The following is a 21,533-nucleotide window of genomic DNA, read 5'->3' on the forward strand; positions in this document are numbered from 1 at the left end:
CGGGGGCGGAGGGTAGCGTGACGGTCACCGTACGTCATGAAAGGGTGATCGTGAACTCCCCCTCTCTCCCTTCCGGGTGGCGAGCCGGGCGGCGAACCGGGTGGCGGGGCGTGTCCCGGCGCGAGCTGCTGCGCGGCGCCCTGGCCGGGCTCGGCCCGCTGGCCCTGTCCTCCTGCGCCTTCCCCGTCGGCGGCGCGCCTCCGACGTCCACCGCGGGCGTGCCCCGTCTCGTCGAGGACGGCCCCCTGGAGATCTGGATCTTCGACGGGGGCCTCGGCGACGACTACGCCAGGACCATTCACGAACCGCTGGTCGCCGCCCGCTTCCCCCGCCTCAGGATCAGCCACAACGCGACCAAGGAGATCTCCAGGACCCTCCAGCCGCGTTTCGTCGGAGGGGACCCGCCCGAGGTCGTGGACGACTCCGGGGCCGGGGCCATGGACCTGGGTGCCCTGGTCCAGGACGGCCAGCTCACCGACCTGACACCGTTGTACGACGCGCCCAGCTGGGACGACCCCTCCGTCACGGTGCGCGAGACCGTCGATCCCATGGCGATCGAGCTGGGCGGCTACGGCGGCAGGCCGTACGTCATGAACTACACCAACACCGTCTGGGGCATCTGGTACTCGCGGCCGCTCTTCGAGACCAGGGGGTGGCGACCGCCCAGGACGTGGGCGCGTTTCCTCGACCTCTGCGAGGAGATCAGGCGTTCGGGGATGGCGCCGTTCACCTACGCGGGCACCCACCCCCAGTACATCTACGAGCCCATCCTCACCCTCGCGGCGAAGATCGGCGGCAGGCGGGTGCTGACCGACATCGACAACCTCGCCGAGGGCGCCTGGCAGGCCGAGCCCGTACGGCGGGCCGCCGCGGCGTTCGCGGAGATCGGGGCCAGGCACCTCCTTGAGGGCACCGCGGGCCTCGACCACGTCCAGACCCAGATCGCGCAGAACCGCGGGCTGGTCGCCATGCTGCCCTGCGGTTCCTGGCTGGAGAACGAGCAACGCGGCTCAGCCCCGGACGGCTTCGGCTACGCGATGTTCCCGCTGCCCGACTTCGGCCCCTCGGACGCCATGCCGTACGGCACGCTGCACGCCCAGCCGGGTGAGGAGTACATCGTGCCCGCGCGCTCGGCCAACCCCGGGGCCGGGCTCGAATACCTGCGGGCCATGCTCTCCCGGCGGGCGGCGGGGAGGTTCACCGAGGCCGTCTCGACGCTCACCGTCGTCAGGGGGGCGGCCGACGGTCTCAGGCTCGAACCCGGCCTGGAGAGCGCCCGCGCCGCCCTCGCCGCCGCCGGCGGCAACGTCGTCACCTTCATGTTCCGCAGGTGGTACTCCGAACTGCACGACGAGGTCGCCGCGGCCTCGGGGCAGCTGATGAGCGGGGCGATCAGCGCCGACCGGTGGGCCGAGCGGGCCCAGCGCAAGGCCGACGCGCTCAGAGCCGACCCCTCGGTGCGGAAGTTCACGAGGTAGCCGCCGATGAACCAGCACAGGAGACGGTTCGTCGCCGGGTTCCTCGCCGTCCCGGTCACGCTGTACACGGTCTACGTGCTCTCCCCCTGCGCGCAGGCCCTCGTCATCGCGCTCACCGACTGGCGCGGGGTCAACGCCGTCCCGCGCTTCGTGGGGGCGGACAACTTCCGCAGGCTCCTCGGCGACGAGGTCTTCCTGCGGGCCGCCGGCCACAACCTGCTGCTGCTGGCGCTGGTGCCGCCGCTGACGATCGGGCTCGCCCTGCTGTTCGCCTGGCTGCTGACCGGCGACGGGGCGGCCGGGCGCACGGGCGGGGGAGCGGTCAGGGGAGCGGGGTTCTACCGGGTGGTCTTCTTCTTCCCGCAGGTGCTGGCCGTCGTCCTGGTCGCCGTCCTGTTCCGGCAGATCCTCAGGCCGGACAGGAGCGGGATGCTCAACGGCCCGCTGACCGCCCTGGGGTTCGAGCCGGTCGGGCCGCTGGCGGAGACCCGCCTGGCGCTGTGGGCCGTGCTGTTCGTGCTGGTCTGGCAGGCGGTCGGGTTCTACGTCGTGCTCTTCTCCGCGGCCATCGTCTCCATCCCGCGCGAGCTGTTCGAGGCCGCGGCCATCGACGGCGCCAGGGGCGGACGGCTGTTCCTGCGGATCACCCTTCCCCTGCTGCGGGACACGGTCCAGGCGGGCTGGGTCTATCTCGGCGTCGCCGCGCTCGACGTCTTCGCCGTCGTGTGGGTGATGACGGCCGAGCAGGGTGGTCCCGACCACTCCACGACGGTGATGGCGGCGGAGGTCTACCGCAACGCCTTCCACTACTCCAGGTTCGGTTACGCCTGTGCGATGGGTGTGGTGCTGTTCGCGCTCACCACCGGGTTCGCGGTGCTGGTCCTGCGGCTGACCCGGCGCGAGCGGATCGAGTTCCGGTGAGCGCGGCCCGCGCCCGCCTCACGGCGCTCCTCTCGCACGCCGTCCTGCTCTGGTGGACGCTCCTGGTCACGGTGCCGATCGCGTGGACCTTCCTGGCCTCGGTGAAGAGCGAGCGGGAGATCTTCGGCGACGCCTGGTCGCCGCCGGCCACGATCCGCCTCGACAACTGGGCGCGTGCCTGGCAACAGGCGCACGTGGGCCGCTACATGCTCAACAGCGTCGTCGTCGTGGCGTGCGGTACGGCGGGCACCATGCTGTTCGGCGCGATGGCGGCCTACGTGCTGGCCCGCTACCGCTTCCGCGGCAGCCGGATCGTGCACGCGCTGTTCGTCGCGGGACTGGCCCTGCCGGTCTACCTGGTGCTGACCCCGCTGTTCTTCGTCGTCAGGAACACCGGGGCGCTGCCGCTGGTCGGCCCGTTCATCGGCCTGAACACCCACGGCGGGCTGATCCTCGTCTACATCGCCTTCTCCCTGCCGTTCACGGTGTTCTTCCTCACCGCCTTCTTCGGGACCCTGCCGGAGACGGTCGCGGAGGCCGCCTTCGTGGACGGCGCCTCGCACACGCGGGTGTTCTTCCAGATCATGCTTCCGATGGCCAGGCCCGGTGTCGTCAGCGTGACGGTCTTCAACGTGCTCGGCCAGTGGAACCAGTACCAGCTTCCCCTCGTGCTGCTGCCCTCCGACCGGGACAGCTGGCTGCTCACGCAGGGCATCGCCGACATCTCGACCACGGCGGGCTACGACGCCGACTGGGGCGCGCTGTTCGCCGCGCTCGGTATGGCGATCATCCCGATGATCGTCGTCCACGCGCTCCTTCAGGGACAGATCCGCAGGGGGCTGACCGCGGGGGCGTTCAAGTAGATCGGATTTTGCCGTTCACGGAGATTGGGTTAACTGTTGGAGTGACACTGACGACATATCGGGCAACCGACACCCTGTCTGTGACCTCCTCCGCCCGCCTCGGCGGGCGTCGACGTCTTCTCGGGCTGTTCCTGGCGCCCGTGGTGGCCGCCGGGGCCGCCGTCCCGCTCGCCCCGGGCCAGGCCGCGCACGCCGCCCCGGCACGTTCCACGGTGACCTCCGGAGTCTCGGCCTCGGCTTCGGCACCGGGGCTCGACGACCCGGCCAAGAAGGAGATCGCGATGAAGCTGGTCTCCAGCGCGGAGAACTCCTCCCTCAACTGGCGGGCACAGTACAAGTACATCGAGGACATCGACGACGACCGCGGCTACACGGCGGGCATCGTCGGCTTCTGCTCGGGCACCGGGGACATGCTGGACCTGGTCAAGCTCTACACCCGGTACAAACCGCACAACCCGCTGGCCAAGTACCTCCCCGCCCTGCGACGGGTCAACGGCACCGACTCGCACAAGGGCCTCGACCCCGGCTTCACCAAGGCCTGGGCCCGCGCGGCGAAGGACAGGGCCTTCAGGAAGGCGCAGAACCACGAACGCGACCGGCTCTACTTCCGCCCCGCCGTACGGCAGGCCAAGAAGGACGGCCTGCGCGCCCTCGGCCAGTTCGTCTACTACGACGCCATCGTCATGCACGGCGGCGGCGACGACTCGCTCAGCTTCGGGGCGATCCGCAGGAACGCGCTGAAGAAGGCCAAGCCGCCGTCGCAGGGCGGTGACGAGACCGCCTACCTCAACGCCTTCCTCGACGCCCGCAAGGTCGCCATGAAGGCCGAGTCGGCCCACGAGGACACCAGCAGGGTGGACACCGCGCAGCGGGTCTTCCTCAGGAAGGGCAACCTCGACCTGAACACGCCGTTGTCGTGGAAGGTCTACGGCGACTCCTACCGGATCAAGAAGTAGCCGTCCGGCTCAGGCCCGCTCGCCGGTCGTCAGGCCGTCGAGGAGGACCGTGATGTAGTGGTCGGCGAGTCCCGCGGTGTTCAGGCGTCCCCCCGGCCTGAACCAGCGGACCGTGACCCAGATGCTGTCGCGGACCATGCGGTAGGTGAGCTTGGGGTCGATGTCCCCGCGGAGCTGCCCGGCGGCCTGGCCGCGCCTGATCTGCTCGACCCACATGCGCTCGACCTCCTCCTCGGTCCTGACCAGGTAGTCGAAGCGGTCGCCGGGCAGGGAGCGCAGGTAGTTCCAGTCGTTCTGCATGACGGTGATCGCCGCGCGGTGCGGTTCGAGCGTGCCGAAGGCGACGCGGACCATCTCCGACAGGGTCGTGCGGGGGTCCTCCCGCCGGTCGAGCACTGTGCGGTAGCGGCCGACGAGGTCGTCGAGGAAGGTGGTCAGCACCTCGTCGACGATCGTCTCCTTGGAGTCGAAGTGGTGGTAGAGGCTGCCGGACAGGATGCCGGCCTCCTCCGCGATCTCGCGGACGGTTGTCGCCTGGAATCCCTTGCGGGCGAAGAGGTCGGCGGCGAGTTTCACGAGGTGTTCGCGGCGCTCCGAGGCGGAGCCGGATGAGGCCGCGCGCCTGGTCGCACCCTGGCGTCTGACGGAGGTGGTCGTGGCGCCGGAGTTCTTTCTCGTGTTCACGTCCTCCATTATGAGTCTTTGCGTAATCGCTTGTTCGCGCGAACGAACCAGCTCATCGCGGCATTCGCCCCGTGCCGGGCGCCTGTCCGGAACGGTGTGGCGGGGCCGCTCTCCGGCGCCGCGCCGTACGGCTCGTGCCAGGGTGGGCGCGGGGTGGGTTTCGGTTTTCCGTAAGGGGAGGGGAAAGCCTTCCCTTACCGACAAAACTCATAAACGTCACTTCTCTGGACATGCCTCCTCTTTCTTGGAGCGCGTCCGGTCTCCGGAGGGGGCTCGTGACGGATCCGGCTTCGCTGGCGCGCGCCACACGGATGGTTTCGCTCAAAGATCGCCCATGGTGACGCACCCGGCACGTCCCGTGGCTTCCGGTGACCGTTCCCCCTGCCGCCCCTGGAGCGTTCCCGGGTACCAGGTGTCACTCCGGATCGCAGGATCTTGACGGAAGGCCCATGGTCAGCCCCCTAGCGATAAAGAAAGTTTCCTATTAGATTTGCGCGCAAGGCCGATGGGAGCGCTTCCTCCCACGCCTGTGAACACAACATGGTGTCCGCGTGTCCTCGGCATGAGATGCCGGCCGGCCATGAGGCGAGGAGGGTGCATGAAGCGCGGCCAAGAGCTGCTTCGTCTGGCGGACACGGTTGTTCTCCCGGGATTCGAGGGCAAGTCACCGCCCGACTGGGTCCGCAGACGCCTGAGCGAGGGCCTGACCGGGGTGGTGCTCTTTTCCAGGAACATCGCCACCCCCTCCCAGGTCGCCGACCTCACCGCGGCGCTGCGCGCGGAGAACCCGCAGGTTCTCGTGGGCATCGACGAGGAGTCGGGAGAGGTGACCCGGCTTGAGGCGGCGGCAGGGAGCACGCGCCCCGGCAGCTTCGCCCTCGGAGTCGTCGACGACGTCGCGCTCACCGAGGAACTCGCCGCCGACCTCGGCCGCGATCTGGCGCTGACCGGCGTCAACCTCAACTTCGCACCCTCGGCCGACGTCAACTCCAACCCCGACAACCCGGTCATCGGCCTGCGCTCCTTCGGCGCGGACCCCGACCTGGTCTCCCGGCACACCGCGGCCTGGATCCGGGGCCTGCAGTCGGCGGGCGTCGCCGCCTGCGCCAAGCACTTCCCCGGGCACGGGGACACCTCGGTCGACTCCCACCACAGCGTCCCGCTGGTCACGGCGACCGCCGAGGAACTGCGCGAGGTCGCGCTGCGGCCCTTCCGCGCGGCGATCGCCGAGGGCGTGCGCACGGTCATGACGGCCCACCTGCTGGTCTCCGCTCTCGACCCGGGCGTGCCCGCGACGCTCAGCGGCAAGGTGCTGCACGACCTGCTCCGTGTCGAACTCGGCTTCGAGGGCGTCATCATCACCGACGGCATCGAGATGACCGCCGTCTCGGGCCCGTACGGCATCGGCGGCGCCTCGGCGCTGGCCATCGCCGGAGGCGCGGACGCGATCTGCATCGGCGGCCAGAACTCCGACGAGCAGACCGCCATCGACGTCCGCGACGCCATCGTGGACGCGGTGATCGAGGGCAGGCTTCCCGAGGAGAGGCTGGCCGACGCCGCACGGCGGGTGTGCGAACTGGCCCTGTGGGCGGCCTCGGCCCCCAGGCGGCAGGACCCCGCGCCCTCGCGTCCGGGAGACGTCTCCATCGGCCTTGAGGCGGCCAGGCGGGCGCTGCGGATCACCCGCCGCTCGGCGAGCGCCTCCCTTCCCCTGGCCGCCCCGCCCCACGTGCTCGAACTGGCCCCCGAGATGAACCTGGCCATCGAGAAGGACACGCCCTGGGGCGTCGGTGAGCCGCTCGGCAAGCTGCTGCCCGGCACCACGGTGACGCGCCTGGACGCCTCCGGGGCGACCGGGAGCGCGGTAGAGGGGGTGCTGGCCGCAGCCACCGACCGGCCGCTGGTCGCCGTCGTCCGCGACGCCCACCGTCACCCCTGGCAGATGGACGCCCTGCAGCACCTGCTGGCGGCGCGCTCCGACGCCGTCGTGGTCGAGATGGGCCTGCCGGGACGCTCCGACCTCGGCGCCGTCCACATCGCCACCCACGGCTCCTCCAAGGTGTGCGGCCAGGCCGCGGCCGAGGTGCTGGCGGGGGACGCCTGATCCAGCGTGTTCCGCCGCCCCCGGGCCGCGGGAACGGCGGAACACGCTCACAGGCCGGGCAGGCGGCCGTTGCGGAACAGGTCGACGAACAGCTGGTGGTCGGCCCTGGCCCGCGCGCCGTAGGCGTGGGCGAAGTCGACGAGCACACGGGTGAACCCGGCGGCGTCGGCACCGATCACGTTCACGATCGCGTCCTCGGTCGAGAAGTCGACCAGGTCGTGGCTGGACTCGTCGTCGGCGACGGAGTGCATGCGGGCCACGGCCCTGCCGAGGTCGCCGATCACCGAGGCGAGTTCCTCCGGCTCGTTGACGTCGCCCCAGTCGAGGTCGGCCGAGTAGGGGGAGACCTCGGCGACGAGCTGGCCGACGCCGTTCAGCGTCGTGTGGCCGAGCCAGGGGTCGGCGTAGGCCTGCAGGGCCCGCTGTGACTCCGCCGTACGGTGCCCCTGGTGCCTGAAGTAGCCGCGTACCTTCTCGTCGGTGATGTACCGGGCGACGGCCGGGACCTGGGCCTGCTTCATGTAGAGGATGACGTCGTTCTCCAGGGCCTGGGTGTGGCCCTCAAGGAGCATGTTGTAGGACGGCAGGCCCGCCGAGCCGATGCCGACGCCCATGCGGAGCGCGAAGTCCTTGATCCTGTGCTCGACCGCGGGGACCGACGAGGGGAGCGTGGTGAGGTACTCCGCGAAGGCGGCCTCGACGGCGTGCCTGGTCTCCTCGTCGACCGGATAACGGCCGTCCATGATGGCGAACCTGCGCTCGAAGTTGTCGATCGTGGTCTCGACGTCGAGCAGCGCGACCCGGGTGTTGAGCCGGGCGACCTGGAGCACCCGGTGCAGCACACCGGTGGTCGTCTCCAGCGTCAGTGAGCCGATCGCCTCGTCCCCGCCCTCGGAGATGCCGGTCAGCTCGGTGAGGTAGGCCTTGGCGAACCCCGAGACCAGGTCGGTGATCACCTCGTCCGACAGCGCCTTGGCGTAGCCGATGAGCGCGACGCTGGCCACGAACCGCTTGAGGTCCCAGATGTAGGGGCCGACGTAGGCCTCGTCGAAGTCGTTGACGTTGAAGACCAGGACGCCGGAGGCGTTCATGTAGGTGCCGAAGTTCTCCGCATGCAGGTCGCCGTGTATCCACACCCGGCTCGTCTGGTCGTCGAGGAAGGCCGTGTCGGCGAAGGAGCCGGCCATGTCCGCGTAGAACAGGCAGGCGCTGCCGCGGTAGAAGGCGAACGGGGAGGCGGCCATCTTCCTGAACTTGCGCCGGAAGGCCGGGGGGTCACGCCTGATCGACTCGCCGAACTCGGTGATCAGGACATCGAGAATGTGCGCCGAGCGCCCATCTGTGGTCATGGTGCGCACGTTAGGGCTCACCGGCCCGGCTCCGCCAGGTGAAGACGTCACAGGGCCGTCACAGCGGCGGCTTCCCGGCAGAAGCGGTGCCCCGGGAAACAAGGGAACATGCCATGGAATGAGGCGTTCGCCCGCCTCTGTTGGGGAGAGAGGATTCCGACCACGGTGTCCTCACGGGGAGAGACGGTGACGCGGCTGTGACACGACGGGGACCGGTGGTGGCCGGGCTCATGCTCAGCACGGCCCTGGCCGCGATGGACGCCACGATCGTGGCCACCGCGGTCCCGGCGATCGTGCGCGACCTGGGGGCCTTCTCCCTCTTCCCCTGGGTCATCGCGGTCTACATGCTGGCCCAGGCGGTGTGCACCCCGATCTACGGCGGGCTCGCCGACGTCTACGGCCGCAAACCCATGCTGCTCGTGGGCGCGGCGACCTTCCTGGCCGGGTCGCTGCTGGCGGGTGTGGCCTGGAGCATGCCCGTCCTCATCGTGGCGCGGGCGGTGCAGGGGATCGGGGCGGGAGCGATCCTGCCGATCACCCAGACGATCGCGGGCGACCTCTACCCACTGGCCCAGCGGGGACGCATCTCGGCGCTGATGTCCACGGTGTGGGGAGGCTCCGCGCTGCTCGGCCCGGCCCTGGGCGGCCTGCTGTCGGAGTTCGGGCTGTGGCGCTGGGTCTTCCTGCTGAACCTCCCGATCGGGGTGGCCGCGCTGGCCATGGTCACCGTGTTCCTGCGCGAGTCGGTCGAACGCCGTCCGCACCGCCTCGACCTGTTCGGCACCGCCCTGCTCGCGGCGGGCGTCGTCACCGTGATGATCGGGCTCCAGGAGACCGTCTGGTGGCTGATCGCGCCCGGTCTGGCGTTGCTCGCGGCCTTTCTGCGCTGGGAGCGGCACGCGGCCGAGCCGGTCGTGCCGCCGTGGGTCTGGCGTGACCGGATGCTGCTCGGCTCGTTCCTCGGCAGCGCGCTCGTCGGCGTGGTGCTGATCGCCCCCGCCCTCTACCTGCCCACCTACGCCCAGGGAGTGCTCGGGGTCGGCGCGGTCGCCGCCGGGTTCGCACTCGCCACGCAGTCCATCGGCTGGCCGCTGGCCGCGGGACTGGCCGACCGTCTCTACCTGAGGTACGGCTTCCGCGCCACGGCCCTGGCCGGGATGGTGCTCGTCGTCGTCTCGGCGGTGATGTTCACGCTGCTGGGCCCGGCCTCGCCGCTCGTCTACGCGGGCCTGTGCGCGTTCGTCAACGGTGCCGGGCTCGGCCTGGTCTCGGTCTCCTGCCTCGTCGGCGCGCAGTCCGTGGTCGGCTGGGAACGGCGTGGCGTCGTCACGGGCGGGGTGGTGTTCTTCCGCAGCGCGGGAAGCGCGGTGGGCACGGCGGTCTTTGCGGCGGTCGCGAGCCTGTCCCTGCTGTCGTCCGGTTCCGTCGGCTCGGTCGACGACGTCGCCGCCGCGCTGGACGGTCCAGGGGCGCAGGCCGCCCGTTCGGCCCTGGCCTTCGCCGTGCACCATGTCTTCCTGGCGATGACGGTCGTCGTGGTGCTCGGCGTGCCGGCCGTGTTGGTGATGCCGAGAAGGGGGAGGCCGTTGTCCGAAACCCTTTCCAAGGCCGATCCGGAAACCGTTTCCGAGGGCGGGGAGGACGGTGGGCGGACCCGCGCGGACCGCTGAGCCGTACGGGAGCGTTCCATTTTCCGAGAACGGTTTTCATAAGGGAGGCCGCCCAGGACCGGGGCGGCCTCCCGCCGTTTTTACAACCATTTTGGGTCTTGTAGAGCCCGGGGGTCAGGGTTACGATCCGCATAATTATTAGGAAACTTTCCTAAAGGAAAGAGCATCAACATGCGCCGATTAGCTTCTGTGCTGGTGGTGTTCGCCATGGCGGCCGCGATGGCCGCATTGTCGATCCCCGCCCACGCAGCCGCTCGCCTGACAGCCGCCTTCACTCTCACCGGCAACCAGGGCAAGTTCGTGGTGAGCAACCCCAACAGCACCGCTGTGACCGGTTGGTCGATCACTTTCGAACTCCCCTCCGGGGTGACGGCGAGCGGTGCCCAGAATGCGACCATCTCGCAGACTGGCACCAAGGTGAAGCTGACCCCCGCCTTCTACATCAACACCGTGAAGGCGAACGGCAACACCGAGCCCTACAGCCCGACCTTCACGCTCAGCTCGGCCGTCCAGCCGACCAAGTGCACCATCAACAACGCCAACTGTGACGGCAGCGGCGACCCGCCCCCGCCGGACGCGCCCGTCACCGCGACCTACTCGGCCAGCGGGTCGCGTGGCAAGTTCGTGGTCAACAACAACACCGACGCCGCGCTCAACGGCTGGACGATCACCTTCGACCTGCCCGCCGGTGTCACCGCCAGCTCCGCCGACAACGGCTCGATCAGCCAGAGCGGCCGTTCGGTCACGTTGAGCCCGGCCCACTACAACACCAACGTCGCGGCCCACGGCTCGACCGAGCCCTACAGCCCGACCTTCACGCTCAGCAGCGCCTCCGCCGAGCCGGACAACTGCCGGATCAACGACGTCAGGTGTGACGGCGCCGCCGACACCCCGCCCGGCGTCCCCGGCAACCTGCGCTCGCCGGTCAAGACCACCAAGACCGTGACCCTGGCCTGGGACGCGGCCACCCAGGGCAGCCTGCCCATCGTCGGCTACCAGGTCTACAAGGGCAGCGACGTGGCGGCCACGGTCACCGGGACGACCGCGACCGTCTCGGGCCTGACCCCGAACACCGAGTACACCTTCACCGTCAAGACCAAGGACAGGAAGGGCACGCTCTCCGCGGCCACTCCTCCGCTGAAGGTCACGACCAACAACGCCGGTGACGACACCCAGCCGCCCACCGCGCCCACCAACCTGCGCAGCACCGGCAAGTCCTCCTCGACCGTGAACCTCACCTGGGGTGCCTCCACGGACAACAAGGAGGTCGCGAACTACGAGATCTACAGCGGCTCGACCCTGCTGACCACCTCGACCTCGACCTCGACCACGGTGACCGGCCTCTCGCCGTCCACCGAGTACACCTTCACGGTCAAGGCCCGCGACACCTACGACAACGTCTCCGACGCCAGCAACGCGGTGAAGGTCACCACCGACGACATCATCGGCAGTGGCTACGCCCGGGTCGGCTACTTCGTGCAGTGGGGCATCTACGGCCGTCAGTACTTCGTCCGCAACCTCGACACCACCGGCGTCGCGGCGAAGCTGACCCACCTCAACTACGCCTTCGGCAACATCGACCCGGTCAATCTGACCTGTCTGCAGGGCGTGACCAAGGGCACCACCGGCAACCCGCAGGACCCGAGCCAGGGTGACGGCTCCGGCGACGCGGACGCCGACTACGGCAGGCCGATGAGCGCCGGTCAGTCCGTCGACGGCGTCGGCGACACCGGCTGGGAGAAGCTGCGCGGCAACTTCAACCAGCTCAAGAAGCTCAAGGTCAAGTACCCGAACCTGAAGATCCTGATCTCGCTCGGCGGCTGGACCTACTCCAAGTACTTCTCCGACGTGGCCGCCACCGACGCCGCCAGGAAGAAGTTCGTCTCCTCCTGCATCGACACCTACATCAAGGGCAACCTGCCCACCTACAACGCCGCCGGCGGCCCGGGCAGCGCTGCCGGGATCTTCGACGGCATCGACCTCGACTGGGAGTGGCCGGGCTCCGAGGGCCACGCGGGCAACCACATCGGCGCCAACGACAAGCAGAACAACACCCTGCTGATCGCCGAGTTCCGCAAGCAGCTCGACGCCCTGACCGTCGAGACCGGTAAGCGCTACCAGCTCACCGCCTTCACCCCCGCCGACCCCGCCAAGATCGAGGCCGGCTGGGAGCTCGCCGAGGTCGCCAAGTCGCTGGACATCTTCAACGTCCAGGGCTACGACTTCCACGGATCGGGCAGCGACAACTCGTGGGAGCCCAACGTCGCCGGCCACCAGGCCAACCTGTACGCCGACAACGACGACCCGTACAACTTCCACTTCAGCGTGGAGAACGCCGTCAACGCCTACCTGCAGGCCGGGGTGAACCCCCGCAAGATCGCCATCGGTCTCGCCTACTACGGGCGTGGCTGGCAGGGGGTCGCCGACGGCGGCAAGTCCGGTGAGTGGCAGTCGGCGACCGGCGCCGCGCCCGGCCAGTTCCAGGACGAGGCCGGTACCCGTGGATACAGCAACCTGCTGGCCAGCGTCCCCGGGTGCACCATCAAGCACGACGAGCAGTCGGTCGCGACCTACTGCTACACCGGCAACGGCGGCCAGTGGTGGACCTTCGACGACACGTGGACGATCGCGAAGAAGACCGCATGGCTCCGCAGCAAGAACCTGCTCGGCGTGATGATCTGGGAGATGTCCGGTGACCCCGGCACCCTGACCAACGCCGTGGACGCGGGCCTGAAGTAATCGATCGGGGGTAATCCCCATCAGAACGGGCTGTCCCCGCGACCTGCGACGCCGCGAGGACAGCCCGTTTCGCGTGCCGGCCTGTTCAGGCGTCACGGCGCCTGAACAGGGGAACGGCGACGACGAGCGGGAGCGCGATCCAGGCCAGGTAGACGGCGAAGCCGGTCCAGGGCCCCATCCCGACGGGACTGACCAGGGCGATCCGGCTGCCCGCGTTCGAGGGGGTGAGCTCCACCAGCCTCCTGCCCAGCTCGCCGGGCACGAACGCGACCAGCGTCGGCAGCACCATGAGCAGCGCGCAGGCCGTCACGATCGCGCCCGGGGTGTGCCTGATCAACGTGCCGAGCGCCAGCCCGAGCAGCCCGCCCGCGGCCAGGTAGAGCCCGGCGCCGACGATGGCCCGCAACACGCCGGGATCGGCCAGGGAGACCGCCGCCGCCCGCCCGGCGAACACGGCCTGACCGGCGAGGAAGGCGGCGAAGGAGGCGACGACGCCCACGACGAACGTGACCCCGGTGCGCACGGCGGCCTTGGCGGCCAGGAACCTCAGCCTGTCCGGCACCGCGACCAGGGAGGCGCGGATCGAGCCCGTGCGGTACTCGCCGCAGACGACGATCACCCCCAGCGTCGCCGTCACCGGCGCCGCGAGCATGATGCCCATCAGGCTGACGGAGACCGGGCCGGACAGGCGCCCGCCGTCCCCGGCGCTCACGGCGACCAGCGCCCCGGCCGCGCCGAGCGCGACCATCAGCGCCGTCACGGCGCCCAGGGTCCACACGGTCGAGCGCACCGAGCGCACCTTGGTCCACTCGGACCGCATCACGTCGATCATGAGGAGTACTCCAGGCTGTCCTTGGTCAGTTCCATGTAGGCGGCCTCCAGGGTCGGCCTGACGAGGGTCAGTTCCTCGACCGCCAGCCCCCGCGCGGCGACGACGGTCCCGACCTCAAGGGGAGAGCGCCCGGTGACGCGCAGGTGGTCCCCGTGCGTCTCGGCACCGGGCAGCAACCCGGCCACCTCCGCCAGGTACGGCGAGCGCACCCGGACGTCCCCCTGCGAGCTGCGCCCGATGAACTCCTCCATCCCGGCGTCGGCGATCAGCCTCCCCCTGCCGATGACGACGAGACGGTCGGCGGTCTGGGCCATCTCGCTCATGAGGTGGCTGGAGACGAAGACGGTGCGCCCCTCGGCGGCCAGGTCACGCATCAGCGTGCGGATCCACAGGATCCCGTCGGGGTCGAGCCCGTTGACCGGCTCGTCGAACAGCAGGATCTCCGGGTCTCCCAGCAGCGCCGCGGCGATCCCGAGCCGCTGCGACATGCCCAGCGAGAACCCTCCGATCCGCCGCCCGGCCACCGCGCCGAGCCCGACCGTCTCCAGCACCTCCCCGACCCGGGAGGCGGGGATCGCGTTGCTCCGCGCGATGGCCAGCAGGTGGTCGCGGGCGCTGCGCCCGCCGTGCACGGCCTTGGCGTCCAGCAGCGCGCCGACCTTGCGCAGCGGGTGCCTGAGCTCGCCGTACGGCACCCCGCCGACCGTCACCGTCCCCGAGGTCGGCCGGTCTAGGCCGAGGGTCATGCGCATCGTGGTCGACTTGCCCGCTCCGTTCGGCCCCAGGAAACCGGTCACCAGACCGGGTCTGACGTCGAAGGACAGGCCCGCGACGGCCGTGGTTCCGCCGTACTCCTTGGTGAGGCCGATGGCCCGTATCGCTGTCATGCCCCAAGGCTCTCCGGCAGGGGCGGGCGTTTCCTCCTGCCACGGGACCGTCCGCGGCGGCCCGGACCGGGAGCCGGGTCCTACTCTCCTGGTCTGACCAGCCCCCGTTCGTAGGCGACGATCACGGCCTGCGCCCGGTCCCGTGCGCCGATCTTGGCGAACAACGCCGTCACGTGGTTCTTCACGGTGTTCGGTGAGATCGCGAGCGCGTCGGCGATCTCGGCGTTCGAGCGGCCCCCGCCGATGAGCGTCAGCACCTCCAACTCCCTCGCGGTGAGCCCGTCGAGAGGGGTCCGGCCCCGGATCCGGGCGGGCGCCTGGGACGGGGCGCCTCTGACGTGGGTGCGGATGAGGCCGAGGAGCAGACGCGGCGCCACGGCCGCCGTGCCCTCGTGCACGGTCCTGACCGCCTCGACCAGTTCCTCGGGGGAGACGTCCTTGGGCAGGAAGCCGTTGGCCCCGGCCCGGAGCGCGGCCACGACGTTCTCGTCCAGGTCGAAGGTGCTGAGCACGAGCACCCTGGTCTCCGGCAGCTCCGCGGTGACGCGTTCGGTCGCGGCGACCCCGTCCAGCCCGGGCATGTGCAGATCCATGATCACGATGTCGGGCCGCAGCTCGTGGCAGCGGGTCACGGCCTCCAGGCCGTCGGCGGCCTCGCCGACCACGGTGATGCCCGGCTGGGCGTTCAGCATGAGCCGGTATCCGGTCCTGACCAGGGCGTGGTCGTCGGCCAGCAGCACGGTGATCACAGCGGCAGCCTCGCGTGGACCCGGAAGCCGCCCGCCGGTCCCGGTCCGGCGTCCAGGCTTCCCCCGCACAGCGCGACCCGCTCGGCCATCCCCACCAGGCCGAAGCCGCCGGGGGAGGGCGGGACGGTCACGGGCCCGTCGTCCAGCACCTCGATCTCGACCTCCTGTTCTCCGTAGCCGATCCGCACGAGGGAGCGCGACCCCGGGGCGTGTTTGCGCGTGTTGGTGAGCGCCTCCTGCACGATCCGGTAGACCGCCCGGTCGACTGCGGCGGGCAGGGGCACGGGCTCACCCTCGACCACCAGCTCCGCGGGCGGCCCCGCCGCGCCCGCCTGTTCGACCAGGGCGGGCAGCTCGGCCGTGCCGACCCCCGTGGCCTCCCCGCCTCCGGAGCCGTCGGCCCGTAGCACTTTCAGCAGGTGCCGCATCTCGGTGAGGGCCTGCCTGGCGCTCTGCTCGGCGGCCAGCAGCGCCTGCGTGGCCTCGGGCGGCTCCGTGGGCAGGGTCACTCTGGCCCCGCCGACCAGCGCGCTGACCACGGTGATGTGGTGGGCGACGACGTCGTGCAGTTCACGGGCGATGCGGCGGCGTTCGGCCTGCACCGCCTCCTCGGTCCGGATGCTCTCCTTGAGCCGTCGTGTCTCCGCCCTCGATCGCGCCAGCAGACCGGCGCCGGTGAGGACCAGCGGGAAGAGGGCACCGAAGGCGAACGCGCCGGAGGACTGGGGGCCCGCCGTGAGGGACGCGGAGGACGTGACGGCGTAGGCGGCCGTCACCGGGAGGAGGGAGGCGGCCAGCGCCCTCCTGGTCGTGGTGTGGCGGCCGAGGCCGTACAGGGCGATCGCCGCGAGGATCGAGAGGGAAGGAGTGATCGTCAGGCGCCCCGCGATGTCGAGCGCCGCGATCACGACGGCGACCGGGACCGGGTGGCGGCGCCGCGCCAGAAGGGGCGGGACGGCGAGCAGGAACAGCCCCGCCCTCATGGCCGTGTCCGGATCGTCGTCCAGCAGGGTGAAGGGCAGGACGATCAGCGAGGGCAGGCAGAGGAGCACGACCAGCGTCACGTCGAAGATCTGGGGACGACCCAGGAGCAGCCCGACTTTCCGCCCCGACCGCATGGGGTGATCTTAGTCGCCGGAGCCGCCGGACGGGCGGGAGAGCGGAGACGCGTCCTGGCGGGCGTGGGGGACCCGCCAGGACGCGCTCCTGCCCGGCGCGGCGATGCGAGGACCCCGGCGAGGGTTGGGGTCCTCGAACCGGTTACCCGCGCCGGGGGCCGGTGACAGGGGAGACGCGGACCTGAGGAACCCGCGCCTCCCCGGAGGGGGTGTCGCCGAAGACCGGACCCTGGTGGCGCCGGAAGAGAGGGCGGATGCCGCCTTTCTCATTTCGGACAAAAAACCTATTTCTCCACCAAAGGGTCAGATCTGTCGGTACCGAAAGCACTCGTGTGCCGTCCCCATCGCTCTGGTAGGTGTGGGGGAATCCGTGGCGGGGCGACGCGCAGCGCAGTAGGCGCGTCGGACCGCCGAGGTCGCGCCGGGACGGGCGTGGCGCGCCCACGCGGACCGATGGCACCGGCGTTCACCCCCTTGCCGACCTTTCGATGGATTTGTACCAACGATTGGATGATGCGGGTAACGAGAGGTTGGGTCAAGAGGCTGTTCCCCGGTAAAACCAAATCGTCTAGTTTTGTTGGCACAAAGGGGACTTAATGCCGCGGTCAACGCTGTATCAGCTGGTGGCCTCCGAACTCCGGAGGGCCATCTACTCCGGTGCGCTCCGGCCGGGCGATCAGCTGCCGACCGAGGTCGAGCTCATGGGCATCCACCAGGTGAGCCGCAACACCGTACGGCTCGCCCTCGGAGAGCTGGTCAACGAGGGCCTGATCACCCGCACCCCCCGCAGGGGAACCGTCGTCAGGGAACGCAGGCCGCTGCTCATCCACCCCCAGCGGGAGCTCCAGCCGCAGCCGGAGGAGACCAAGGAGGCCTTCGCCTGGGCGGTCTCCCAGGAGGGGCGCGTGCCGAGCCAGCACATCGAGGTCGCGATCGTGCAGCCCGCCGAGGAGATCGCCAGCAGGCTGGAACTGGCCGACGACGAGTTCGCCGTGGTCCGCCGCAGGCTGCGTTTCGTCGACGGTCAGCCGTACAACACCAACGACTCCTACTTCCCGCTGTCCCTGGTCGCCGACTCCGAGATCGCCCGTCCCGGCGACATCACGCGCGGCGCCAACAGGGTGCTGACCGAGCTGGGCCACCGTCAGGTCCGCATGGTCGACGACATCTGGGCCAGGATGCCGAACACCTCGGAGACCCACCGCCTGCAGCTCCAGTCGGGCACGCCGGTCGTCGTCTACATCAGGGTCGGCTACGACGAGGGAGACACCCCCGTCCGGGTCGCCGTCTCCGTGCTCCCCGCGGACAAGCACCTGATCAGGTACGAGCTGGAAAGCCGCTGACATCTCCGTGACCGCCCGGCCGGGCCGGCTCCCAGCACGCCCGCGCCGCGGGCGCCTGCCGGGCCGCCCGCCCAAGGCGGCAGGGCGCGGGCCGCTGCCCCCGCCCTCCCTGGACCCCTAGGCATTCGCCTGGGCCGGCATGGACACCGTGCGTCATCGAACGGTTACTCTCCGTGCCTCTTCACGCACCCTGTGCAACGAAGGGATCAATCATGCACTCCAACACCGTCGGTACCGTCACCGCGCGTCCGCTCGCGCTGCGCACCGCGACCGCCGCCGACCTCGGGGAGGTCCTCACCCTCCTGGCGGAGACCGCCGACTGGCTGAACGGCAGAGGCGTACGGCAGTGGCCCGCCGGAGGCTTCCCCGCCGCGCGCATAGCCCCGCTGATCGAGACGGGTGACATGTATCTGGTGGAGGGCGAGCGGGGCGTGGTGGCCACCATCGCCCTCGACGGCAACGCCGACCCCGAGTTCTGGCAGGCGGAGGACCTCCCCGGCGCCGCGCTGTACGTCCACAAGCTGTCGGTCGCCCGCTCCTGCTCCGGTCTCGGTCTGGGGCGGGCCCTGCTCGACTGGGCGGGCCTGCGGGTGGTGGCCGCCGGAGGGCGCTGGCTCAGGCTCGACTGCTCCAAGGACAACATGAGGCTCCAGGACTACTACCGGGGCCAGCGCTTCACCCACCTGCGCACCGTGGACCTCCCGCACCGCGCCTCGGGAGCGCTGTTCCAGCGGCCCGGAGGCGTGCGCGGCGGCCTCGGCACGGCGCTGCCGTTCACCGACCGGCGCGGGCTCGGGGGACGCCGTGGACCGCTTGTGAGCAGCCACGACTCCTCCCTCGCCGAACATGTCTGAACCACGGCGATCCCAGGACAAAGTCATCCGATAGCCTCACCCCATGACCGGTTCCTTGCTTGAGGTGATCGCGCTCGACGTCCGCGACGCCGTCGCGGCTGAGGAGGGCGGTGCCGACCGTCTTGAGGTCGTCGCCGACATCGCGTCCGACGGGCTCACCCCGGCGGTGGAGACGGTCGCGGCGATCTCCAAGGAGTGCGCGCTGCCGCAGATGGTGATGCTGCGCGGCGAGGCCTCCTTCCTGGCCGGGCCCGAGACTCTGGAGAGCCTGCGGCGTGACGCCAAGGCCCTCGCGGAGGCGGGCGCGGCCGGGTTCGTCTTCGGCTTCCTCGACCAGGCGGGGACGGTCGACCTCGCCGCGACCGAGGCGCTCATCCACGCCGTCGCCCCGCTGCCCTGGACCTTCCACCGGGCCGTCGACCACGCGGCCGACGTCCAGGCGGGGTGGCGGGCCGTACGGCTGCTGCCCAACCTCGCGACCGTGCTCACCTCGGGCGCGCCCAGCGGCGTCGGGGACGGCCTGCGGGTGCTCAAGACCCGCTGCGAGGCGGGGGACGGGCCACTGATCATGGCCGGTGGCGGGCTCAAGCCCACACACGTCCCGGCGCTGCTCGAATACGGCGTACGCGCCTTCCACGTCGGAGGTGCCGTACGGGCCTCGTGGGCACACCCGGTCGAGGCGCGCAGGGTCCGTGAGTGGCGGGCCCTGATCGACTGACGTCGCCCTCCTCGTCGCGGCCCACGCGCCGGGGAGGGCCCGCCGAGCCGGGTGAGGTCACCGGCCGCCGGCGTCGAGCATGGCGTCCAGGCCCAGGAGTTTGACGCGTTCGCCCCGGCCCAGCGTCCTGGCCAGGGCGATCTCCGCGGCCTCGATGGCCAGCCAGCGGTCGTAGGTGACGGGGGAGACGCCCCGTGAGGCGAGCAGGGCGTCCAGGCCGCCGCGCGGTACGGGCGCACGGCCGGCGAGATCGGCCAGAAGCGTGCGGACGGTCTCCGCGGCGTCGGACTTGTTGGTGCCGATCACACCGGTCGGGCCGCGCTTGAGCCAGCCCGCGACGTACTCGCGGTCACGGACCCGGCCGGCCTCGTTCGGCACGGTCGAGGTCCGCTCGGAGAAGGGCACGCCGGGCAGCGGGAGGCTGCGGTAGCCGACCGAGCGCAGCACCATCCCGACGGGAAGGGTCTCGAACTCACCCGTCCCGACGATCCCGTCCTCGGTCCGCCTGGTCCGTTCGAGCCTGAGCCCCTCGACCCGGTCCCGGCCGACGATCTCCACGGGCCGCATCCAGAACCGGACCTCAAGCCGCCGGGGACGACCGGCGGGGGTGCGGGCCGCCCAGCCGCGCAGCACCTCGACGTTCCCCCTGACCTGGCGCGAAGCCCGGGACAGGTCGGCCGCCGACTCGTCCGGACGCACGTGCACGTCCGCGTTCGTCAGCTCGCCGAGCTCCCGCAGCTCCTTCAGGGTGAACTTGGCGTGCTCCGGCCCCCGGCGGCCGATCATGTGGATGACCCGCACCCGGCTGGCCGCCAGGCGGGCGAGCACCTCCTCGGGCACGTCCGTGGCGCGCAGCTCCCGCGCGGACTTGGCCAGGACACGCACCACGTCCACCGCGACGTTGCCGACGCCGACCACCGCGACCTCGGGACTGTCGAGGGTGAACCGGTCGGCCGGCACCTCGGGATGGCCGCAGTACCAGTTCACGAAGTCCGTGGCCGCCGCGCTTCCCGGCAGGTCCTCGCCCGGCACGCCCATCCGCCGGTCAACCGGCGCACCGGTGCAGTAGACCACGGCGTCGTAGCAGGCCAGCAGGTCGGCGACCGAGACGTCCCGGCCGAGTTCCACACCGCCGAGGAAGCGGACGTTCGGCAGTTCGAGGACCCGTCGCAGGTAGTCGGCGATCGACCTGATCGAGGTGTGGTCCGGGGCGACGCCGTAGCGCACCAGTCCGTACGGCGTCGGCAGCCGTTCGAGCACGTCCACCTCGACGGCTCCGGGGGCCTGCCTCGTCAGGGCCTCCGCCGTGTAGAGACCGGCCGGTCCCGAGCCGACGACCGCGACCCTCAACGGCCTGTTCTCCGGTGCCATGTCGCCTCCCAAGCGGTGACCGCCCCTGAGGGTGATTCTGTCCCACCACGGCGCCGGGCGGCCAGGGTGACGCGGCCGTTGCGCGGGCCGGGTTCCCGGCGCTCCTCTTGACCATCTCTTGGGGTATTTGGGTCATTCTTGCAGGTCAGATATGCTTTGCATGGTTATGGGGGCAATGCGATCGGGGGATCACTGACCTTGGCGGGATCGGACCATACGCTCGAATACGACTACCTCGCCGGAGACCGGCAGGAGCGGGCAATCCTTCTGCACATGGTGCTCTCCCTCCTGGTCGGCATGATCCTCGGCGCGGCCGGAGCGCTGCTCTCCTACGGGCCACAACTGATCCACTCGCTCTACGAGCCGTACGCGTACGTCCTGTTCGTCGTGATCGTGGGACGCACCGCCGCGGGATTCGGCTGGGCCGCCCTGACCAGCGCGCTGGCGAGCTTCGGCCCCCTCATCGCACTGCTGGCCGCCACGATCTTCGAGTCGGGCGCGAACCTGCTCAACTTCACCGCCAGAGGGCCGGGAATGGTCCTCGGCAGCAACGGCCCGACGGTGAACCTCACCGTCGCCACCCTCGCGACCTTCGGAGTACTCGCCTACTTCAGCGGACGCCGTGACGTGTGGGGCGACCTGGCCTGCGGCGCGCTCGTTGGAATCGTCGCGATCGACGGGCTCGACAAAACCCTCCGGGGCGGCCCCGAGTACATCCGGGGATTCTGGCCCTGGGACACCCTCCTCGTGGCCGTGTTCGTGATCGGACTGCTCCTGGCACTACGCAGGGGCCGCTCCCTGAGCCGCTGCGCCGTGGTGGCCCTGACCGTCCTCTCAGCGGCGTTCGTGTTCGCGATCGGTATGTAGTTGTGCCTGCCTTTTGCGCCGCCTGCGGCG

18 protein-coding genes are annotated in these 21,533 nt (G+C 70.5%); 11 read left to right on the forward strand and 7 right to left on the reverse strand.

The features are described from left to right. The first annotated feature begins 110 nt into the window (after positions 1-110). From ngcE to ACFOYY_RS15060, 4 genes are all read left to right on the forward strand, one after another. A complete protein-coding gene (gene ngcE, locus ACFOYY_RS15045; RefSeq protein ID WP_386190094.1) occupies positions 111-1,478 on the forward strand; it encodes an N-acetylglucosamine/diacetylchitobiose ABC transporter substrate-binding protein in 1,368 nt (455 codons plus the stop codon). 6 nt (positions 1,479-1,484) lie between these two features. Next, positions 1,485-2,399, forward strand: a complete 915-nt coding sequence (locus ACFOYY_RS15050) for a carbohydrate ABC transporter permease (RefSeq protein ID WP_352008427.1) — start codon at positions 1,485-1,487, stop codon at positions 2,397-2,399. Beyond that, positions 2,396-3,262 (forward strand): carbohydrate ABC transporter permease, encoded by an 867-nt coding sequence (locus tag ACFOYY_RS15055; RefSeq protein WP_352008428.1) that lies wholly within the window; start codon positions 2,396-2,398, stop codon positions 3,260-3,262. The genes ACFOYY_RS15050 and ACFOYY_RS15055 overlap by 4 nt, the downstream gene beginning before the upstream one ends. 80 nt (positions 3,263-3,342) lie before the next feature. Further along, positions 3,343-4,218, forward strand: a complete 876-nt coding sequence (locus tag ACFOYY_RS15060) for a chitosanase (protein ID WP_386190095.1) — start codon at positions 3,343-3,345, stop codon at positions 4,216-4,218. Between the two features lie 9 nt (positions 4,219-4,227). Here ACFOYY_RS15060 and ACFOYY_RS15065 read toward each other — a convergent pair whose 3' ends face one another. Beyond that, positions 4,228-4,911, reverse strand: coding sequence for a TetR/AcrR family transcriptional regulator (locus tag ACFOYY_RS15065; protein ID WP_386190096.1), 684 nt, complete (start codon positions 4,909-4,911; stop codon positions 4,228-4,230). A 589-nt stretch (positions 4,912-5,500) separates the two neighbouring features. Between ACFOYY_RS15065 and ACFOYY_RS15070 the strand changes: the two genes are divergently transcribed. Next, positions 5,501-7,006, forward strand: coding sequence for a glycoside hydrolase family 3 protein (locus tag ACFOYY_RS15070; protein WP_352008431.1), 1,506 nt, complete (start codon positions 5,501-5,503; stop codon positions 7,004-7,006). Positions 7,007-7,053: 47 nt separating this feature from the next. Here the strand turns inward: ACFOYY_RS15070 and ACFOYY_RS15075 are convergent, their stop codons facing one another. After that, positions 7,054-8,355 carry a DUF2252 domain-containing protein gene (locus tag ACFOYY_RS15075; protein WP_352008432.1) on the reverse strand — a complete coding sequence of 434 codons (1,302 nt, stop codon included), beginning with the start codon at positions 8,353-8,355 and terminating at the stop codon, positions 7,054-7,056. Between the two features lie 197 nt (positions 8,356-8,552). On the opposite strand from ACFOYY_RS15075, the gene ACFOYY_RS15080 reads away from it, so the two are divergent. Both ACFOYY_RS15080 and ACFOYY_RS15085 read left to right on the forward strand, forming a co-directional pair. Beyond that, the gene (locus ACFOYY_RS15080; protein ID WP_386190097.1) at positions 8,553-10,025 is read left to right on the forward strand and encodes an MFS transporter; all 1,473 of its coding nucleotides are present in this window, start codon (positions 8,553-8,555) and stop codon (positions 10,023-10,025) included. 171 nt (positions 10,026-10,196) lie between these two features. Next, a complete protein-coding gene (locus tag ACFOYY_RS15085; RefSeq protein WP_386190098.1) occupies positions 10,197-12,764 on the forward strand; it encodes a glycosyl hydrolase family 18 protein in 2,568 nt (855 codons plus the stop codon). A gap of 85 nt (positions 12,765-12,849) precedes the next feature. Here the strand turns inward: ACFOYY_RS15085 and ACFOYY_RS15090 are convergent, their stop codons facing one another. From ACFOYY_RS15090 to ACFOYY_RS15105, 4 genes are all read right to left on the reverse strand, one after another. Then, complete coding sequence (locus tag ACFOYY_RS15090) at positions 12,850-13,596, reverse strand: ABC transporter permease (RefSeq protein ID WP_386190099.1); 747 nt, start codon at positions 13,594-13,596, stop codon at positions 12,850-12,852. Next, positions 13,593-14,483 (reverse strand): ATP-binding cassette domain-containing protein, encoded by an 891-nt coding sequence (locus ACFOYY_RS15095; RefSeq protein WP_386190100.1) that lies wholly within the window; start codon positions 14,481-14,483, stop codon positions 13,593-13,595. Before ACFOYY_RS15095 ends, ACFOYY_RS15090 begins: the two co-directional genes overlap by 4 nt. 80 nt (positions 14,484-14,563) lie before the next feature. Then, entirely contained in the window at positions 14,564-15,232 is a 669-nt protein-coding gene (locus ACFOYY_RS15100; protein WP_386190101.1) for a response regulator transcription factor, read from the reverse strand. Then, entirely contained in the window at positions 15,229-16,350 is a 1,122-nt protein-coding gene (locus ACFOYY_RS15105; RefSeq protein ID WP_386190102.1) for a sensor histidine kinase, read from the reverse strand. The genes ACFOYY_RS15100 and ACFOYY_RS15105 overlap by 4 nt, the downstream gene beginning before the upstream one ends. A 596-nt stretch (positions 16,351-16,946) precedes the next feature. On the opposite strand from ACFOYY_RS15105, the gene ACFOYY_RS15110 reads away from it, so the two are divergent. The 3 genes from ACFOYY_RS15110 (at position 16,947) to ACFOYY_RS15120 (ending at position 19,265) form a co-directional block, all read left to right on the forward strand. Further along, on the forward strand, positions 16,947-17,693 hold the full coding sequence (locus tag ACFOYY_RS15110) for a GntR family transcriptional regulator (RefSeq protein ID WP_352008439.1): 747 nt from the start codon (positions 16,947-16,949) through the stop codon (positions 17,691-17,693). Positions 17,694-17,905: 212 nt separating this feature from the next. Next, on the forward strand, positions 17,906-18,547 hold the full coding sequence (locus ACFOYY_RS15115) for a GNAT family N-acetyltransferase (protein ID WP_352008440.1): 642 nt from the start codon (positions 17,906-17,908) through the stop codon (positions 18,545-18,547). Positions 18,548-18,590: 43 nt separating this feature from the next. After that, complete coding sequence (locus ACFOYY_RS15120) at positions 18,591-19,265, forward strand: copper homeostasis protein CutC (RefSeq protein WP_362783552.1); 675 nt, start codon at positions 18,591-18,593, stop codon at positions 19,263-19,265. A gap of 57 nt (positions 19,266-19,322) precedes the next feature. Here the strand turns inward: ACFOYY_RS15120 and ACFOYY_RS15125 are convergent, their stop codons facing one another. Further along, positions 19,323-20,636 (reverse strand): FAD-dependent oxidoreductase, encoded by a 1,314-nt coding sequence (locus tag ACFOYY_RS15125; RefSeq protein WP_352008442.1) that lies wholly within the window; start codon positions 20,634-20,636, stop codon positions 19,323-19,325. 198 nt (positions 20,637-20,834) lie between these two features. On the opposite strand from ACFOYY_RS15125, the gene ACFOYY_RS15130 reads away from it, so the two are divergent. Beyond that, positions 20,835-21,503, forward strand: coding sequence for a hypothetical protein (locus ACFOYY_RS15130; RefSeq protein ID WP_386190103.1), 669 nt, complete (start codon positions 20,835-20,837; stop codon positions 21,501-21,503). Positions 21,504-21,533 lie beyond the last annotated feature (30 nt).

Origin of the sequence: Streptosporangium jomthongense (assembly GCF_042650425.1) — a bacterium.
GTDB lineage: Bacteria > Actinomycetota > Actinomycetes > Streptosporangiales > Streptosporangiaceae > Streptosporangium.

Excerpts from the sequence above, each read along its gene's own strand:
- ACFOYY_RS15050 (WP_352008427.1), top strand. The coding sequence starts at position 1,485 with ATGAACCAGCACAGGAGACGGTTCGTCGCCGGGTTCCTCGCCGTCCCG.
- ACFOYY_RS15065 (WP_386190096.1), bottom strand. The coding sequence starts at position 4,911 with ATGGAGGACGTGAACACGAGAAAGAACTCCGGCGCCACGACCACCTCC.
- ACFOYY_RS15070 (WP_352008431.1), top strand. The coding sequence starts at position 5,501 with ATGAAGCGCGGCCAAGAGCTGCTTCGTCTGGCGGACACGGTTGTTCTC.
- ACFOYY_RS15075 (WP_352008432.1), bottom strand. The coding sequence starts at position 8,355 with ATGACCACAGATGGGCGCTCGGCGCACATTCTCGATGTCCTGATCACC.
- ACFOYY_RS15085 (WP_386190098.1), top strand. The coding sequence starts at position 10,197 with ATGCGCCGATTAGCTTCTGTGCTGGTGGTGTTCGCCATGGCGGCCGCG.
- ACFOYY_RS15090 (WP_386190099.1), bottom strand. The coding sequence starts at position 13,596 with ATGATCGACGTGATGCGGTCCGAGTGGACCAAGGTGCGCTCGGTGCGC.
- ACFOYY_RS15095 (WP_386190100.1), bottom strand. The coding sequence starts at position 14,483 with ATGACAGCGATACGGGCCATCGGCCTCACCAAGGAGTACGGCGGAACC.
- ACFOYY_RS15105 (WP_386190102.1), bottom strand. The coding sequence starts at position 16,350 with ATGCGGTCGGGGCGGAAAGTCGGGCTGCTCCTGGGTCGTCCCCAGATC.
- ACFOYY_RS15110 (WP_352008439.1), top strand. The coding sequence starts at position 16,947 with ATGCCGCGGTCAACGCTGTATCAGCTGGTGGCCTCCGAACTCCGGAGG.
- ACFOYY_RS15115 (WP_352008440.1), top strand. The coding sequence starts at position 17,906 with ATGCACTCCAACACCGTCGGTACCGTCACCGCGCGTCCGCTCGCGCTG.
- ACFOYY_RS15120 (WP_362783552.1), top strand. The coding sequence starts at position 18,591 with ATGACCGGTTCCTTGCTTGAGGTGATCGCGCTCGACGTCCGCGACGCC.
- ACFOYY_RS15125 (WP_352008442.1), bottom strand. The coding sequence starts at position 20,636 with ATGGCACCGGAGAACAGGCCGTTGAGGGTCGCGGTCGTCGGCTCGGGA.